Source organism: Calothrix sp. PCC 7507 (assembly GCF_000316575.1).
Taxonomy (GTDB): Bacteria; Cyanobacteriota; Cyanobacteriia; order Cyanobacteriales; family Nostocaceae; genus Fortiea.
Map to the genome: position 1 here is coordinate 3,838,419 of NC_019682.1, position 17,504 is coordinate 3,855,922.

12 protein-coding genes are annotated in these 17,504 nt (G+C 41.5%); 7 read left to right on the forward strand and 5 right to left on the reverse strand.

Annotated features, from left to right (window positions below; all coding sequences use genetic code 11):
- Position 1: 1 nt before the first annotated feature.
- A complete protein-coding gene (locus CAL7507_RS16220) occupies positions 2-1,375 on the forward strand; it encodes a peptidoglycan-binding protein (protein ID WP_015129567.1) in 1,374 nt (457 codons plus the stop codon).
- A gap of 50 nt (positions 1,376-1,425) precedes the next feature.
- On the opposite strand, the gene CAL7507_RS16225 is transcribed toward CAL7507_RS16220, so the two are convergent.
- Together CAL7507_RS16225 and sbcC are read right to left on the reverse strand one after the other, a co-directional pair.
- Positions 1,426-4,038, reverse strand: coding sequence for an EAL domain-containing protein (locus CAL7507_RS16225; RefSeq protein WP_015129568.1), 2,613 nt, complete (start codon positions 4,036-4,038; stop codon positions 1,426-1,428).
- 758 nt (positions 4,039-4,796) lie between these two features.
- Entirely contained in the window at positions 4,797-7,823 is a 3,027-nt protein-coding gene (gene sbcC / locus CAL7507_RS16230; RefSeq protein WP_015129569.1) for an exonuclease subunit SbcC, read from the reverse strand.
- 587 nt (positions 7,824-8,410) lie between these two features.
- Between sbcC and CAL7507_RS16235 the strand changes: the two genes are divergently transcribed.
- Both CAL7507_RS16235 and CAL7507_RS16240 read left to right on the forward strand, forming a co-directional pair.
- The gene (locus CAL7507_RS16235) at positions 8,411-9,223 is read left to right on the forward strand and encodes a conjugal transfer protein TrbI (protein WP_085952863.1); all 813 of its coding nucleotides are present in this window, start codon (positions 8,411-8,413) and stop codon (positions 9,221-9,223) included.
- A 447-nt stretch (positions 9,224-9,670) separates the two neighbouring features.
- Positions 9,671-10,915 (forward strand): S-layer homology domain-containing protein, encoded by a 1,245-nt coding sequence (locus CAL7507_RS16240; protein ID WP_015129571.1) that lies wholly within the window; start codon positions 9,671-9,673, stop codon positions 10,913-10,915.
- A gap of 21 nt (positions 10,916-10,936) precedes the next feature.
- Here CAL7507_RS16240 and CAL7507_RS16245 read toward each other — a convergent pair whose 3' ends face one another.
- Complete coding sequence (locus CAL7507_RS16245) at positions 10,937-12,268, reverse strand: ATP-binding protein (RefSeq protein WP_042341367.1); 1,332 nt, start codon at positions 12,266-12,268, stop codon at positions 10,937-10,939.
- Between the two features lie 279 nt (positions 12,269-12,547).
- Between CAL7507_RS16245 and CAL7507_RS16250 the strand changes: the two genes are divergently transcribed.
- A complete protein-coding gene (locus tag CAL7507_RS16250; RefSeq protein ID WP_015129573.1) occupies positions 12,548-12,865 on the forward strand; it encodes a DUF3155 domain-containing protein in 318 nt (105 codons plus the stop codon).
- A 432-nt stretch (positions 12,866-13,297) separates the two neighbouring features.
- Here the strand turns inward: CAL7507_RS16250 and CAL7507_RS16255 are convergent, their stop codons facing one another.
- Entirely contained in the window at positions 13,298-13,828 is a 531-nt protein-coding gene (locus CAL7507_RS16255; protein WP_015129574.1) for a cofactor assembly of complex C subunit B, read from the reverse strand.
- A 42-nt stretch (positions 13,829-13,870) separates the two neighbouring features.
- Positions 13,871-14,218: a PadR family transcriptional regulator gene (locus tag CAL7507_RS16260; protein WP_015129575.1), complete on the reverse strand. Its 348-nt coding sequence runs from the start codon at positions 14,216-14,218 to the stop codon at positions 13,871-13,873.
- A 559-nt stretch (positions 14,219-14,777) separates the two neighbouring features.
- Here CAL7507_RS16260 and CAL7507_RS16265 point away from each other — a divergent pair.
- The 3 genes from CAL7507_RS16265 to serS all read left to right on the forward strand — a co-directional run bounded on the left by CAL7507_RS16265 (position 14,778) and on the right by serS (position 17,350).
- A complete protein-coding gene (locus tag CAL7507_RS16265; RefSeq protein WP_015129576.1) occupies positions 14,778-15,356 on the forward strand; it encodes a DUF3611 family protein in 579 nt (192 codons plus the stop codon).
- Positions 15,357-15,580: 224 nt separating this feature from the next.
- Complete coding sequence (locus CAL7507_RS16270) at positions 15,581-15,802, forward strand: hypothetical protein (protein WP_015129577.1); 222 nt, start codon at positions 15,581-15,583, stop codon at positions 15,800-15,802.
- A gap of 267 nt (positions 15,803-16,069) precedes the next feature.
- Positions 16,070-17,350 (forward strand): serine--tRNA ligase, encoded by a 1,281-nt coding sequence (serS, locus tag CAL7507_RS16275; RefSeq protein ID WP_015129578.1) that lies wholly within the window; start codon positions 16,070-16,072, stop codon positions 17,348-17,350.
- The last annotated feature ends 154 nt before the right edge of the window (positions 17,351-17,504 follow it).

The following is a 17,504-nucleotide window of genomic DNA, read 5'->3' on the forward strand; positions in this document are numbered from 1 at the left end:
TATGGAAGCCATTGGTTATCTTCATCTCGCCTCAGTCTATGAGGCATCTGAAAGCCTCGACATTGTTCCTGTCCGAGTTAGTTTTCCATTTTTGACTTGGAAGAAGCTTTCTACCGCTACTGCAATGCGTCTTTTATCTGTAGCACTGACTATGGGAATTCTGAGCGTAGCAGGGCAAGCTTTAGCAGTTCAGAAAGGAAGTAATGGAGCTGAAGTTACAACCATCCAGCGGTGTTTAAACAAGTTAGGCTTTTTTCGTGGCCCAATAACCGGCAAGTTTGGTTCTTTGACTCAGCAGGCTGTCATCGGCTTCCAGCAGACGAATAAATTACCTGCTGACGGGGTTGTGGGTAATAGTACTCAACAAAGGCTACAACAAGCTTGTCAATCTAAAATTCCTCGCAATATTCAGAAAACCTCAAGTAATAATATCAGTGGTGGCTTGCAATTAGGTAGTAGAGGTCCAGCAGTCATCAAGCTGCAACAGCGTTTACAGCGGTTAGGTTATTTTCAAGGCCCCGTCACAGGCTATTTTGGCCCTAAGACTCAACAGGCCTTGTCTCGGCAGACGATCGCTAGATCCGAACGGGCATTAACTAGATTCAAGCAATCTTCTCAGCTACGTAATAATACTATTGTGCCTGCTACAACTAGACAAACCAATCTGAACAGGACAAGTGGAGTTAGTCTATCGACTGAGCAAGTCAGAGAGTTACAACAGCATTTACAGGATTTAGGTTACTTGAAAGCCAATGCCACTGGCTATTTTGGTTCTTTAACTCAAGATGCTCTCATCAGATTTCAGCGAGACTATCGACTATCTGCTGACGGGATGGCCAATGCACAAGCTTTGGATGCACTACGTCAAGTCTCTGTCAATAGAAATGCTAATCAACCAGAGCCAAATTATCTCCCTACAGATACACAAAATAGACCAGAAAAAAATTATCTCACCATCGGTGACAGTGGTGAGAATGTGAAAGCATTGCAAGAGCGTTTGCTGCAAATTGGTTTCTTTAATGCTAATCCGGATGGCTATTTTGGTGAAAATACCAGATCATATGTGTATGCGTTCCAGCAATATTCTCGAATCAATCCGACGGGGATTGTAGATTCGCAAACTTGGCAAGCTTTAGGTTTGAATACTTCTCCTATAGAGAATCGTCCTAATACTAATCGTTATGTGGTGGTAGTGCCGATTCGCAATGCTGATACTTTGGATAAAGTCCGTCAATATATACCTAATCTTGTTGTGGAGAAGTCCGGTTTAGGAAATTATATTAATGCTGGCGCGTTTGGCGATCGCCAAGAAGCAGAAAATCTCTCCAAAAAGTTGCGTTCCTACGGTTTTGATGCACGGGTAGAATATTTTTAGTGGTTGTCCCTCTTGATATCAGGGTAACTGATAACTGGTAACTGATTTAATTACGCCACTAAAAAAGAATTACTAAATCTGCGGGACTTAGATTTTTGTAATAGCTTTGTCGTATCTTCAACCGATAAGGGGCGGCTAAAAAGATATCCTTGCATGAGTTCGCAATCGAGAATGCGTAACAAATTACGCTGTTCTTTAGTTTCCACCCCTTCAGCCACAACCGCAAGATTCAGTCCATGCGCTAATGCAATAATCGCTGTTGTGATAGCTGCATCATTATTGTCATTTCTCAAATCACGGACAAAAGACCTGTCAATTTTTAAACAGTGGATAGGAAAATTTTTTAGATAACTTAAAGAACAATATCCAGTACCAAAATCATCTATGGAGATAGAAACACCCATCTTAGATAATTCTCTTAAAGTTGTTTGCGTTAAACTAACATTTTTCATAGCAACGGTTTCAGTAATCTCTAACTCTAAACACTGGTGATTTAATTGAGTTTCTGATAATATCTGCGTCACCATATCAACTAAGTTAGATTGCTGAAATTGTCTGGCGGAAAGGTTAACAGCTACTGATAATGATGGTAGATTCAAGGCATCTTGCCAAGCTTTATTTTGAGCGCAAGCAGTTTTTAACACCCATTCACCAATGGATACAATTAGTCCGGTTTCTTCAGCTAGAGGAATAAATTTTTCTGGAGGAATTAAGCCTAATTCACAGTGATGCCAACGTAGCAAGGCTTCAATTTTAGTAATTTTGCCTGTGCTAATATTGACTTGTGGTTGGTAGTAAACTTCAAATTCTTGCCGCTCTAAAGCATAATGCAAGCTATTTTCTAAGATTAACAGTTCTGAAGCTTGCGAAGTGATCGCTGAGTGATAAAACTGATAATGATTACGTCCTTGAGACTTAACACTATATAAGGCTGCATCAGCATTTTTAATCAAGGTTTCTGCATCTTTACCATGCATAGGATAAAGAGAAACGCCAATACTAGCGCTAACATGCAAGCGATGATTTTCAATAGCAAATACTGGCTTAAAAGCTGCTAAAATATGTTCTTGGATCTGGGCAACATCTTCAGCATTGTTGATTCCTAGTAGAAGTAGGGTAAATTCATCCCCTCCCCAACGAGCCAGAGTATCTCCTGTTCGCAGACATTTTGTCAATCGTTGAGCAACACTTTGCAACAGTTGATCGCCAATAGCATGACCTAGTGTATCGTTGATTGTTTTAAATCGATCTAAATCTAAAAAACAGACAGCTAATTTATCGCCATTTTGATGTGCTTGTTTTAAAGACTCAGAAAGATGTTCGTTGAATAGTACTCGGTTAGGTAGATTCGTCAACAAGTCGTGTAAAGCCTGATGACGGATTGTAGCTTCGGCTAATTTGTGGGCGGTGACATCCCGAAAACTCCAGACTCTACCAACTATTTTGCCACTGAGGAGTTGTGGTTGGGAATAACGCTCTAGTATTCTGCCATCCTTAAAGGCGATCGCATCATAAATTTGTGTGTCTGGGTTAAGGTGCAATTCCCTAATGGTAGCAAGACAATGTCTAGGATTTTCTAGCTCTTTCATTGCTACTCTGAGAGCTGCTCCATAATTCCTTGAAGACATCAGCGACTTAGGAATGCGCCACATCTGGAGAAACCTTTGATTAAAGCCTGTAATATTACCTAAATTATCCACTACTAAAATACCATCAGCAGTAGATTCTAATGTTGCCCACTGCAAAGACAGAGATTTTTCTAATTCTATTTGTATCCGCTGACGTTCTGCAATCTCTTTGTGCAATTCAATGGTGCGTTCTTGGACTCTACTTTCTAACTGGGAAGTTAAATTTTTGTTTTCTACAATCACTTGCTGTAGAGTATTGTCTACTAATAGACTTTGGTTAGCCAAAGAAATTACACCTGCGGCTGCTTGCAAAAATGCTATTTCTGTTGCTTTCCAAACTCTTGACTGCACACAATCATCAAAGCCGATAAAACCGACAAATTTACCTTTAGCAATTATTGGCACAAGCAAAATCGCATCAATACCCTGTAGTCCTAAAATCTTATTTTCGGATGTGCTTAATTCCCCTACATTTTTAGCAATGATGTCGCCACGGTTTAATACTTGTAACCAGTCTGGATAAAATTTTGTATAGGAGAGGTTTTGCCACGGGTGATTGTTAATTTGTGGTTGAATGCCTTCAGCACACCACTCAGCTTTCATACTCATCAGTAAGTCGCCATTATTTGAGCAGCAATTTTCAAATATATAAACACGACTAACTTTACATATTTGTCCTAGAATCTGTAGCGTTTCTGTATAGTATTTAAAGTGGTTATCAACATTTAGCAAAGAGCTTTCCAATAGCAAAATGGCTTCTAAATATTGATTGCCAAAGTTTTTCGCAACCTCTTCTAAATGCTGAATTGCTTGGTTATTTTCTTTCTTAGTGAATTTTTCTTTTTGGCGATTGTTGATTAGCGAATATTTTTGCCCCTCGCTACCTGGTGACATTCCTTTTTTATTTAAACGATAGAGATTTTTATACTCAGTCAGTAGTATATTTCTGAGTTTTGGCAAGAGATGATTTGAGATATATAAAGCGATGAGTTGTGTGCCTAAGCAGGTGAATAAACCAACCATCAAAACTATCATGGTAGTCTCTGCTATGGTATGTAGTGTCTATTTTTTTGAGAATATTTTTTATTCTCATGCTGAAGAACTTGATTTTATATACGATAAGTGCATATTATTCCGACATGTGAAATTTAGTTTTTGATATTTATCCTTACATTTATATCACGTGATGGTTGATATCATCTTTAAATTATGGGTGTTCATCTAATAGAGGCTGCTCACACAGTATATCCAGTATATAAATGCTCTGACAACACATACGGTGAGATAGTGTATGCTTTGTCAATGTGGGGTCTCAGCCCCTATCAATTATCTAAATAAAGACAGTAAAATATCGCTATTTAACCTCTGATTTTTCCGAATTAATCCAAAATACAAGGTTATTTTAGCGGTAATCATTATCAAGAGTGATGTTTTTAAACAGTCTGGTTCATAGTTAATCAAAGTGGAAAACTTTCTTGGCAGCATTATGAGTTAGATAATCATTAAATACTATATTATTCTTGGTAAATTTCATAGTTGTGTCGGCTTGTGTAAAATTTATGGTTTTAGCAACTTCGTGTTTACTAAATTTCCTATACTAGACTGATGTATTTCCAATTTTACAAACTTTATAATAATTTAAGATTCAGGAAAACATCAAAATCTAATTTTGTAAATATTGATACCGTTTTCAGGAATAGAAATTAAAGATAGGGCTTACGCAAGTGTCATATTTTTTCATGAAGGTTTGTCAAGAGCGGATCTCTGCACGATCGCATTGATCTCGCTCAAGATTAAATTGATAAACTTAGCTGTGAGCCTTGTTGACTCTTATGGACTTCAATCCGGGCTTGAAAGGCTTCTTTGAGGTGGGGCATGTGGGTGACTGTAAGTATACAGGCAAAATCTGAGGCGATCGCATTAATCGCGGCAATCAAGCGATCGCATCCTTCCGCATCCTGAGTCCCAAAGCCTTCATCGACAATCAGCAGTTGCAAAGCCGCCCCCGCCCGCTGCGCCAATAGTTTCGCCAAAGCTAACCGAATCGCAAAGTTAATTCTAAACGCCTCCCCACCAGAATAGGTTTCATATGATCGCGTCCCTCTAGCATCAGCAATTAAAATATCTAATGTATCTATTAATTTGACATTTTTCTTGCTTGACTTCCCAGCTTTTCCAGCCTTTTGTGTAATAAATTGCACATGTAACTGGTTGGCACTCAACCGCGAAAGTAGTTGATTCGTCTCAGCTTCTAGTTGAGGTAACACATTCTCAATCATCAGTGCTTGGATACCATTTTTACCAAATGCCTGCGTTAATTCCTGATAAACCCGATGTTGGTGCTTACAAGATTGCAGTTGCAATTGCTGCTGTTCATACTGAGCTTGCAGGGTTTCTAATTGGTGAGCTAGCTGTTCTAAGCGCCCCAACTTAGCGATTTTTTCATCCAGTTCCCGTCTGCGGATTTGCAGTTGCTGCTCTAAAGCTTGAATTTGGCTGATGGGGTTGGCTGTGGCTGCTAACTGTTGGTTAATATCTTCGATTTGAGCCGCGAGTATTTGCCGTTCAGTTAATCTAGCAGTTCTCGCAGCTGACAACTCTTGCAATCTCGCCTGGAGTTGGGGATATTGTTGCTGGGCTGAAAGCAGCTGTTGATAGCGTAACTGCCAAGATTGGGCTTGGCGTACAGCTACGCGCACTTGATTATGCTGCTCGGAACTATAGCCAATTTCAACAATGTATCGCTCAAGGGCGATGATTTGTTTGGCATCATCAGAATCAGTTTGTTCCTGCTGAATTCTGGCTTCTAATTGAGCAATATGGGTTTGCAGTTCTGGTTTGCGGGCTGCTAGCTGCGCTTGGCGCTTGGTAGCATCTTTAATTTGCCCTTGTTTAATCTCTGCCCATCGCCAGCGCTCAACTTCGCTCCGAGCTAGGGCATGGTCTTGCTCATTATAATTTAATTGTTGCAGATATTGGTCTAATTGCTGTAATTCGGCTTGTTTATCAGGGGCGTAACTACCGGCGTTGAGCGATCGCTCTAAATGTTGCTTTTCGGCAGCAATTTGTTGTAATTGTTGATCAACATCGCTGGTAGCCTGCAATTGGGCTGCTAACTGTCCCCGTTGTTCCCGCAAAGTATCATAAGCGGCTAACTGTTGGGAAATTTCCCGATATTCTTGCCTGAGTACCTGAATTTCTCTATCTGACACCGCCATCTGTTCTCGGACTACCCAAAATTGCCCTTGAGTATCCTGTAACTCAGTTTCGGTTTTATCCACCACTCGGTTCCAGTGATGCTCATCTAAAGGACGCTCACACAAAGGACAAAGTGCATTCGGGTTCTGGAGCATTTGCAGTTTTTGCTCTAGTTCTCCCAGGAGTTTTTCATAGTCTCGCTGATGAGCTTGCAGACGTTCAATAAAGTGTCGTCTTTCCTGTCCCTTTTCTTGGACTCGTTGCAGATAAACCCGCTTTTTCTCCAACTCCTCAATCTGGATTCCCACATCCATCACCGCTTGTTGCAGTTGCGGTTGTCGTCCTTGCTGGCGCTGTAGTTGGGTTTCTGTAGCTTGCAGTTGTTCAATTCTGGCTACTAAACCAGCGTAAGTGCGATCAAGTTGACTTTGTAAACTTGCCCGTTGTTGCAACAATGGAGTCACCCGCATTTGCAACTCATCCAAATCAGCCACACGTTGACGCGCCGTAGCCAATTGTGTCAAGCCAGCTTCGATGTCACCCGATTTGGTGAGTGTTTGTTGAATTTCTCGCTCTTGTTGCAGCAAAGCTTCTAATTGAGCTTGAGCTTGTTGCAGTTGGCGTTCAATGTTGTGAATGTGTTTGGTTAGCTGTTGTTGCTTTTGTTGGCGAGATTGCTCGGCGCGGGTGTATTCTGCAAATTTGGCTGCAAAACCTTCTTCTTGAGATTGCAGACTTTGGTGTTGGTTGTATCCAGCTTTAATTTCTGCTTCTCGATTTAAAATTTCTGCTAAATCTGAGAGCTGAGTGTTCACCGCTGACTGTTCTTGTTGCAGGCGATCGCCATCTTGGCTAAGATTTTGATATTGTTGCCTCACAAACCCCAGTTGTTGTTCCCAATTTTGGCGCTGGTGCTGCACAACCTGCAAACTTTGCAATTGAATATTATCAAAAGCTTGCACCTGTTGCAGCTGGTTGAGTTCAGTTTCTAATTCTGCTCTTTGGGCTTGAGTAACTTCACGTTGTTGCAGTTGAGTTTTAATCGCCTCTAAAGAACGCTCTAACTCCTCCGCCCTAGCTTTAAATTGACGTGACGATTCTTTGGCTCTTTCCTCTAATTCATCATACTGATTGAGTTTCAATAACTCCGCTAAAATCTCTTTCCGTTCAGCGGGGCGCTTGAGCATGAATTCATCTGCACGGCCTTGACGCAGATAGGCAGAATTAATGAACGTATCATAATCCAGCTTAATATGTTCTACAATCAAATCCTGTGTTGCCCTCACCCCTTTACCTGTCAGCGGGCGAAAGCCAGAGGGTGTTTCTATCTGAAATTCTAGGACACTAGCCCCGCTACGAATTCGGGTACGAATCACCCGATATTTTTGCTGGTTACTTTCAAAAGTGAAATCAACCCGCACTTCCTTCGAGCCAGAATGAATCACATCATCTTCAGCAGCAGCGCGGCTTTCACCCCAAATTGCCCAGGTGATTGCTTCCAGAAGGGAAGATTTACCTGCACCATTAGAACCACAAATACAAGCCGTATGCAGACCGCGAAAATCTAAAGTTGCATCACGGTAACTGAGAAAGTTTTTGAGGATAAGTTGTACTGGGATCATTGAGGCTATAGCGCCACATCTATTTTTTACAAATAACAGTACAGATGCACTTTTTGTTAGTTTAGCTATGGAAAATTCATGTTTCTAGTCTTTGATACTGCAAATTTACAAAAATTAACATTATCTTGATGAGGTTTTTCATCGTGACTCAAGAATTTTTGTTATTTTCGTAGAAAAAAACAAACCCCCTAAGAGCTTTCGTTGTATTTCTCCCTGTTGAAGGAGAACAAAGCCGATAGAGAATAGCTGATGCCAAGGTCAACAGAGACGATCAAGAAGATATCTATTCTAGAAATTACTATGTAATTTTGAATGAACGGTAGGGGCAAACGGTTGTTTGCCCTCCAATATTTTGGGAATAACCTTGAGGAATGATTTTACTCCCTTTGGCATTGCACAGGTGTTTTATACCTATTGATCAACACAACAGTAGTATAAAAGATAAGAGAAAAATCATCACTGTACCGCGTCGCCACAGCATCTTAACTTTCGGAATATCCCTACAGACAGGTTTTCAAACAGCCAGAAACAATCTCAGTGAAACAGCGTCCTTAAATACATCTACAGACATCAATGGAAACCCTCCTATGACTCGCCTTAATCGCTGGAAATCGAGAACTGCGGCATTTATGGCAATGGCGATTACCACAGGTGCCAGCATACCCCTATTTACCTTCGCTCCTGCTAATGCTCAATACCCAAATAACGGGCAATACCCAAATAACGGGCAATATCCCAATAACGGGCAATACCCAAATAACGGGCAATATCCCAATAATCGCCAATACCCAAATAATGGGCAATACAATCTCAGACAGTCTAGAGTAATTACCATTCCTGGTAATCGTAATGTGGTTTTTCCTGTCACCTACGAAAAAGAGAAAGTTGTTGTGAATCCTGGGGAAACTGTATCCCTAACATTGAAGATAGAAAGTGACATTACCGATAGCAACAGAAATGTACTGATTCCCGCTGGGACTGATGTAGTCGGTAGGCTAGAACCTGTAAGTCTATACGGAAATTATCGCACAGACAACAATAACAATAGCAATGATAGACAAGGTGTGCGGTTTGTAGCACAAGAATTAGTATTCGCTTCTGGTAAGCGTCAGCCAATCAATGCAACTTCTCGGACGATTAGCCAAACTGAAAAAATCTCGAAGGGCGCTGACACTGGCAGTATATTAACAGATGCAGCGATTGGTGCTGGTGCTGCTACAGTAATTTCACTACTCACAGGGAACAAAAAAATTGAAGTTTTGGAACCTATTGGTGGTGCGGCTGCAGGTGCTTTAGCAAGTGTCCTGTTACGGAAAAAAGAAGTTGATGTATACGTTCTCAGACCTCAACAGGATTTGGATATTACACTAAACTCTAACTTAGTAATTAATCCCTACTAGGCTTAAGTCAATTTAATTTGTGACTTTAATCATCCCTAAGAGCGATCGCTACTTTTATATAGTACGCGATCGCTTAATTTTTTAGAGCTAAAAATCCTCTATTTTTCCGCAACTATCCTATCTCTACAATCGTCTTATCTTATATCTAAGCTTTTAGTCGTAGGGTGGGCACTGCCCACCAATACCCTGACGTGGTGGTAAATGCCTACCCTATAGTTACTGAAATTCGTTCAAAAATCCTAGCATATTACTATAGTTTTATCAGGATAAATACGTAATATGCTAATTAAAATATTGCCTATTTTTCATGCAGATAAATGATAGCTAACCGTATTTATCAAGTAAAATTTCTCACAAGAAAAAGAAAAAAATCAGGAACCTTTAATTTGAGAAATTGTCTAGTTATTTAAGAGAAGAAAAAATAATTTTATTGGAGTAATAAAAACAATGTTTGCATTAAACCGTTGGCAATCTGGAACATCTGCACTCATGGCTTTGAGCATCACAGTCGGGACTGTTGCACCCTTTATTACAGCTGCACCATCCTTTGCTCAAACTACTTTTTCTGATGTTCAATCTAACTATTGGGCTGGACAATTTATTCAAGAATTATCACAGCGGGGCGTAATTGCTGGATTTCCTGATGGTAGTTTCCGCCCAGAAGAAGCGGTGACACGCGCTCAATTTGCGGCTATGGTCAACAAAGCTTTCCAAAAAGCACCACAGCGCCAAGGAATCAGTTTTGTGGATGTGCCCAGCAACTATTGGGCATCCAGTGCCATTCAGCAAGCCTACACCATCGGTTTCTTATCAGGATATCCAGGTAATCGCTTTGAGCCTAACCAAGCTATTCCCCGCCAACAAGTCTTAGTTTCCCTTGCCAACGGCCTATCATACAGTGCCACCGGCAATACCGACAGCACTCTGCAATACTTCAATGATGCCTCTAACATCGCCGACTACGCCCGTAGCCCCATTGCAGCAGCGACTGAGAAGCAAATCGTGGTGAACTATCCCAATGTCAAATTCCTTAATCCCACTGCAACCGCCACCCGCGCCCAGGTAGCAGCTTTTATCTACCAAGCGTTGGTTAGTTCTAATCAAGCCTCAGCAATTAATTCGCCCTACATCGTTGCTACTACACAACCTAGTCTCATAGCACCTGTATCTGTCACCATTCCTCAAGGGACTGCAATCCCTGTGAAGTACGACAAAGCTGAAAAAATTCTCGTTACTAAAGAGGAAACTGCACCTTTAACACTCACAGTATCCCAAAATGTGGTGACACAAGGAGGAGCCGTAGTGATTCCTGCTGGTAGTCAGGTTGTCGGTCAACTCAAACCTGCTCAAGGTGGTTCTCAATTCGTTGCTCAAAAACTGGTTTTGACCACAGGTCAAGAGTATCAAATTAACGCCACTTCTGACGTCATTACCAAAACCGAAACCATCAAAAAGGGTATTAGTACTGGGGCAATTATCAAAGATACCATATTGGGTGCGGGCGCGGCTGCGGCAGTATCTGCAGTCACAGGCGATCGCGCGATCGCCACAGAAGAAGTCTTAGGTGGCGCTGGTATCGGTGCGTTGATCGGTCTATTCTTTGGTAAAAATAGCGTTGACTTAATCGCTATTGACCCAGATACTGACCTACAAATGACAATCAATCAAAACTTGTTGGTTTCACTCAAATAGTTAACTGATAACTGTTAACTGTTAACTGTTAACCTCCGGTAGCCAAATAATAAATGTAGTTCCTGGGGTATCGGGTGAAGTGATATTTGAGTTGATTGCAGGGCTGAAAACTTCAATTTCGCCCTGCATTTGCTCGATTAATTGTTTAGCGATCGCCAACCCTAAACCTGTGCCAGGAATTTCTGTTTGTGCTTGCACACCTCTATAATGCCTTTCTCCCAGATGTTCTAAATCTTCTGGAGGAATCCCAGGACCTGTATCACTGATGGCAATCCCCTGCAAATTAGCTTTTTCTCGCCCTACCTGAATCAAAATCTTACCGCCAGCGGGAGTATATTTTAAGGCATTATCAATAATGTTACTCAATACCTCTTGTAATGCTTTGATATTGGCGCGTACTCGTGGTAAGCTCCGAGGGATCTTCGCTTTTAATTGCAGATTTCGCTCTTGGGCGATCGCTTTCGCTGACACCAACAATGGTGCTAATAAATCTGCTAAAGCACACTCCGTTTCTTGCTCACCTGTTCCCGGCAATAATAAAGCTGGTTTAGTTTCTTTGGGGAAAGTTGCTTCTACAAATACTTCGTTTTGTGGCAATGATAAAGTTGCTAAATCTGCTTCTGTCAAGTCAATAACTTGATCAAACTTTAGCAATAATTCCTTGAGGCGATCGCTTTCCCGCACTATATTATCGGCCACATTCCGGTTAGGATCGCCAGTGCGTAACCGCTTTAAGAGTAACTTACCAAAGGTTCGCAATGCTGTTAGCGGATTGCGAAATTGGTGTAATAGGTTATCTAGTAAATCTCGCTGCTGTTCTTGGAGAATTTGTTGTTGATGTAGCTGGTGTTGCAGCCAAGCGCGACGCTGATCCAAAATACAAGCGATCGCCAATGTTTGCGCTATCCGTTGAATTTGACTTTGTTCCTGTTCGTTCCATGCTCGGTCTTCTCTACCTGTCACTAGTAACCCCATCATCACACCCTCATGAATTAGAGGTAAAACAATTTGGTTCCCACTGAGCAAATATTCCTGTTGTGTTTCAGATTTCTGAGAAGAGTCTGAAGATTCTGTCCCTGCAGCCAATAATTTCCCCTGATGCTGAGGTAATACCAAAATCTTCCTGACATCAAGTTGCTTGCGTGCTGTCGCCTCGTTAAGCTCCTCTCCGGGCTTTAATACTGCCGTCTCTGGGTAGATCACCACAGGAATTAGTTTGGCCTCTCCTGTCGGAGCTTCCACCAATTCTTGTGTTAAGTACACAGCACTTAACGATGCTCCCAGCCCTTGGGTGAGCAGTACTATTTGCTCTCGGCATAGAGCAACAAAATCAGAACTGGCAGACATTAACATTTTCCAGAATATTGTTCAAGATTACATAATTTGAGGGAAGATGAAAGGAGATGTTTTTTCCCCGGCTCATTTAATAAAGCTTAACTAAATCTTCCTGGTAATGGTTTCACCTGGGGATTATATCTTTCACTACTGCTTATTTATCTACCTGCAAAAATATTATTTTTGTTTCGATCAAATGGTTAAAAACACTTGATTTTTTGAACTAGAACTTATATAATTACGACGGATTTTGTAGCTATAACTACAATCTACAGCTTGAAAGAGGAGGAAAATAGGTTGGCAAGGAGACGGAAGCGCAAAAGTCGTCGTCGCCAAGAAGGACGACGCATTCTCGAGCATGTGCCTCAATATAGCATCGAAAGTGGCGAGGAAAAACCTGTGACTGCAGCTAGAAAATTCATTCAAGCTGAAGGCATCGCGCCACCTGCACTGCTACTTGTAAAGCGGAATGAACACACCACAGACCGTTATTTCTGGGCAGAAAAGGGACTGTTTGGTGCTCAGTATGTAGAAGAAAACCATTTCTTGTTTCCCAGTCTAAGGACGTTAGAAGCGCCCGCGGGTCAGGAAGCTCTAGTTTTGGCTGGTCGATGAACTACAAGTGGTTATCTTACTCATTGAATGTAGCTTCTGACAATATTTAACTGGCGAAGATACTCAGTCTAGGCAAAAAATTCACGTTTTTTTTAGTTTGTAGCTGATTTGCCAGTAAAACTAGTCCAGGTAATTGAACAATTGACTCAGATCAGCTCATGCTCGCTGGCGTGGATTGATTTCTTGTCCAATGATGCAGAAGGGAGTCAGGATAGAGTGGAAAGTGTCCAGGCGCAAGAGTGAAGTTGCACGCTCATCCGGTGGATTATTAAGGACGCTTTGTCAAGAGATATAATTTTTCCCCTATGACCTTGTGTCGTAGGAAAAACTACCATCGCATGAATTCTCTTTCCTAACTCCCCAATGCTATTTCCGGAAAATTTGTTCAGAAGTCTGCATTTCACGTTGTGAAATGACCAAAAAAACAAATATTTATTCAATCATCTTTAACTGTAATACCCTCTGTAACTCACTGAGTTCATCTCGATGGGCAATTACAGTTATCTTGCTTGAGGGGTGTTGCTGGCTTGGGCTTGTCTCCAGCTTGAGTAACACTCTCTCAAGTCTTCCAGCTTTTTTCCAATAAAAAATCCCACTCAAAGGGGCTAGTACTACTATCCCTAAAGAAAGCACACCAAAGCTAGGAAAAAGCAGCGACACAACCAGTGATAAACAAACAAGACCAAGCGCTGCTAGCAGTGTTAAAAACACAGCTAAAAACCAGCTTGGTTTAACCAATCCTTCAAAAGTCACCTGGTTTTGTTCTTGGTCTACCGCTGCCACTCGGTAAGACCTTGTGCGAAAATACTCCTGTAATTGAGGCATCAAAGAAGCTTCGTCTTGCTCAGATACCAGTTGAGCTTTTTCTATGCGGTCTTTAGTCGAGGCACGAATAAAGAAAAACAGTCCCACTGATAACAACAAAGTTAGCAGTAACGTGGATGGCAGAATAGGAGTATCCATAACTAATTGACCGGAGGGGACTTATTCATTATTAATTATTATTTAATTTGTCCTCCTAGTTATGTAATCTTGCCAAAGCTGGGCTAAATTCGGTGCTGGAACCTGCCATTCTGGAGAAACTTGATACATCCGCCTGGGGCGTCCCCGCCCTTCGAGTTTCTTCCAATACCCAGTAATTGCCTTTTCGTCCTCAAGAAACTTGATTGCACTATAAAGTACAGTATCCGAAAGCCGATAGGTGGGATATTCATTCTCCAGTTGCTGGATCAACTCTGTTCCGTAGGATTCACCTTGTACTAAAACATACAGGATGTAACAAACTGCTAGTTCCTGACAGAGGTAAGTTGGCGGAGGATTCTCAAAAAATTGATATATATCCTCAAGTTTCATGGTTAGTGAATGGCTAAAAAAAATACCTTAGGGTGGAATCTAAAAATCCTTGTAGTCAGTATATAGGACTACTCAAGAAAGAGTAAGTATATAAGGCTACTTAGGCAGGACTTCCAAAGCGTAAACATTAAAATAGGAACCCACGCTTTTCAAAATCGTGAGACGATTGTGCGAGTTTTAGGAATGTAAAAAATTACATTCCTACCCAAGTTCTAGACGGTGTGGTGAGGAGCGATCAGACAGTGGCTTTGCCGCAGTCTTGGTGTCAAGTGATGCCGAGCTGCTTGGAACTGCTTAAGCATAAAATGCCATCGAAGAAATTTTACAGGTAAAATGCGATTTTGTCTGCAAAAATTAATAAACACTTTGTTTTACAGTGATTATCCTAGTGCTAACCCTAAAATAGTCGGGTAAGTAAGATATCTGGGTAAAAGCCCTAATGACTGTAGACACACCCAGATCAATTTGAAATACTGACCTTTCAGACTTGAGATCCTCGTAGTCCATCTGGTAAGTGTGATAGTAAACTTATCAAGCGCCTAGTAAATTGGTGATCAATATGTCACAAGACCGCGATGCCCCATCATCATCTTCTACTCTTCGGGCAATTGGCCAAATGTTTCGCCTTACCGGTTGGATTAGCTTCTGGATTCAGTTAGTATTAGGCGTGGTTTCTGGTATAATTGTTCTCCTTTTTGCCATCTTTAGTCAAAAGGCTGGCAGTCCCAGTAATAATGCCGGAACAGGCTTTGGTGTGTTTTTAGCAGTTTGTGGACTGGTTGTTTTGGGTGGGGGAATTTATTTGGCTTACCGTTATACCAGAATTGGCAGCCAGCTGTTATCTGCTAACCCCAATAATCGCCCCCGTAAGAGTGAGACAGTGCAGGTATTACGGTTGGGAATAATGGTGGATTTATTAGGAATATTATTAACACTTTTGGGGGCACAGGCGATCGTGGGTACACTGGTAGCCCGGTCTATATCTCCCCAAGCTGTTACTACCCAATTATTTGACCCTACTCGGATTATCAGCGGTTTAGACATGCTTGTGGTACAGGCAAACACCAATACTATCTCAGCACACTTTGCCGGGCTGATTGCTTCGCTTTGGCTACTTAATCGGGTGACTCGTCCTTAGCGGGAGGAGTGGGGGTAGGGCAGGGGACAAGGGAAAGGGAAATAACTAATGACTCTTGAGCAGTATCTCACCTCTTCGTAGGTAGTCTGTAGATGGTAATTTTCCGGAAGCCTCAAATTAATTTGTGAAGTACAATACCAGTTATTTCCACTTATTTACTGGTACGTAGTTATGCTAAACCTGGCTCAAGTACTTAAACATAGATAGTTTGGGGTCTTCAGAACATGAAAAATCAGAATTTAGATATATGGAAATTTGGTATACAAGTTTTCTTTAGTACTGTGATGATCGTGCTGTGTAGTTCCCTAATTTTCTTTCGTGGTAACGACAGCAATCAAGCAGTGTACTGGAGTGCGCTCTCAGGCGTAATTGCTTACTGGTTACCCTCACCAGCAAGTTCTCAAGAGTCTGGAAAATCAGCCTCTGGGAATGATCAAAGCAAATAATGGTAAAATCAAGCTTTCATTTCCGAGAAACATTAAAAAATTTATTATTCTCTAGCTCTTGTAATATTGACAGGGCATAGTTTTTATATAGGCAATTCATGTTATGGCAAGCCAAAATTGTTATATGCTGATGTTTTGATCAAAACCCTAAGGTTGTAAAAGCCCTCATTAGGTAGAGGTTGATCGAACCTGCTTTAGTTTAATTACGGGAATTTTCCTGTTCCCTTTCCAAGAAATATACTAAGCGAAAAACAATCATCAAAATCTGTGCTGGATATTAAGCAAATACGGGAAAATCCCCAATCAATTCAAGAACGGTTGAATGGTCGTAGTGGTAAGTATGACATTGAACCGATATTACAATTAGATCGGCAACAACGGGAAATAGAGGCGAGGCGCAGTCAACTGCAAGCCCGGAGTAATGAAATTGGTAAAATAGTCGGGCAGAAGATTAAATCTGGTACGGACGCTCAATCGCCAGAAATTCAAGTTTTGCGGGATGAAGGTAACGCCATCAAAGCCCAATTAAGCGAACTAGAACCGCAAGAAAAAGCCCTTAAAGTTGAAATTGAGCAACTTGTGCTAGCATTACCCAATTTACCTAGCGAATCCACACCTATTGGTAGGAGTGAAGAAGACAACGTAGAGGTGCGTCGTTGGGGTGATGAATACCTTCCCCAAAACCCGAATATTGTACCCCACTGGGAAATTGGCGAGAAATTGGGTATTCTCAATTTTGAGCGGGCTGTTAAAGTTGCCCAAAGTCGCTTTGTTACCCTCATCGGTGCTGGTGCTGCTTTGGAGAGAGCATTAATTAACTTTATGCTGAAAACCCAAACTGAGGCTGGCTATGTAGAAGTTAGTCCACCTTTGTTAGTGAATACTGATTCTTTAACAGGAACCGGTCAATTACCGAAGTTCGCGGAAGAAAGTTTTAAGTGTGCTGATGACGATTTGTGGTTGATTCCCACAGCAGAGGTTCCCGTTACCAACCTTTATCGGGGGGAAATTCTGGCTGCGGAAGATTTACCAATTTACCACTGTGCTTATACTCCCTGTTTTCGTCGAGAAGCGGGAAGTTATGGGCGGGATATGCGGGGTTTAATTCGTCTGCATCAATTCAATAAAGTGGAATTGGTGAAAGTTGTTCATCCCAGCAATTCTTTTGATGAATTAGAAAAATTGGTAGGGAATGCCGAAGCAATTTTACAGGCTTTAAAATTACCTTACCGTGTGATTAATCTCTGTACGGCTGATTTAGGTTTTGGCGCAACTAAAACTTATGATTTAGAGGTTTGGCTACCTTCTTCCGGCAAATATCGAGAAATTTCTAGCTGTTCTAATTGTTTTGATTTCCAAGCGCGACGGGCGGATATTCGGTTTAAGGAAGCGGGGAAGAAGGGGACACAGTTTGTCCATACCCTCAACGGTTCTGGTTTGGCGGTGGGAAGGACAATGGCGGCGATTTTGGAGAATTATCAGCAGCCTGATGGGACGATTTTGATACCGGAAGTATTGCAACCATTTTTAGGAAGAGAAGTGTTGTAATTCGGAAGAAAAGCATGGTAAAGCCATCAAATTTGGCATAGTTAAATAACTTACAAATCTAGTGGACTGCGAATACCTCCACCACCATGATTAAAAACATGACTATAAATCATGGTGGTCTTCACCTCGTAAGAACCTAAATCAATGGCTCGAC

What these genes read in the sequence shown, in the direction of transcription:
- CAL7507_RS16265 (WP_015129576.1), top strand. Translation starts at nt 14,778, where the DNA reads ATGTCACAAGACCGCGATGCCCCATCATCATCTTCTACTCTTCGGGCA.
- CAL7507_RS16225 (WP_015129568.1), bottom strand. Translation starts at nt 4,038, where the DNA reads ATGATAGTTTTGATGGTTGGTTTATTCACCTGCTTAGGCACACAACTC.
- CAL7507_RS16255 (WP_015129574.1), bottom strand. Translation starts at nt 13,828, where the DNA reads ATGGATACTCCTATTCTGCCATCCACGTTACTGCTAACTTTGTTGTTA.
- CAL7507_RS16260 (WP_015129575.1), bottom strand. Translation starts at nt 14,218, where the DNA reads ATGAAACTTGAGGATATATATCAATTTTTTGAGAATCCTCCGCCAACT.
- CAL7507_RS16270 (WP_015129577.1), top strand. Translation starts at nt 15,581, where the DNA reads ATGAAAAATCAGAATTTAGATATATGGAAATTTGGTATACAAGTTTTC.
- CAL7507_RS16245 (WP_042341367.1), bottom strand. Translation starts at nt 12,268, where the DNA reads ATGTTAATGTCTGCCAGTTCTGATTTTGTTGCTCTATGCCGAGAGCAA.
- CAL7507_RS16220 (WP_015129567.1), top strand. Translation starts at nt 2, where the DNA reads ATGGAAGCCATTGGTTATCTTCATCTCGCCTCAGTCTATGAGGCATCT.
- CAL7507_RS16235 (WP_085952863.1), top strand. Translation starts at nt 8,411, where the DNA reads ATGACTCGCCTTAATCGCTGGAAATCGAGAACTGCGGCATTTATGGCA.
- CAL7507_RS16240 (WP_015129571.1), top strand. Translation starts at nt 9,671, where the DNA reads ATGTTTGCATTAAACCGTTGGCAATCTGGAACATCTGCACTCATGGCT.
- sbcC (WP_015129569.1), bottom strand. Translation starts at nt 7,823, where the DNA reads ATGATCCCAGTACAACTTATCCTCAAAAACTTTCTCAGTTACCGTGAT.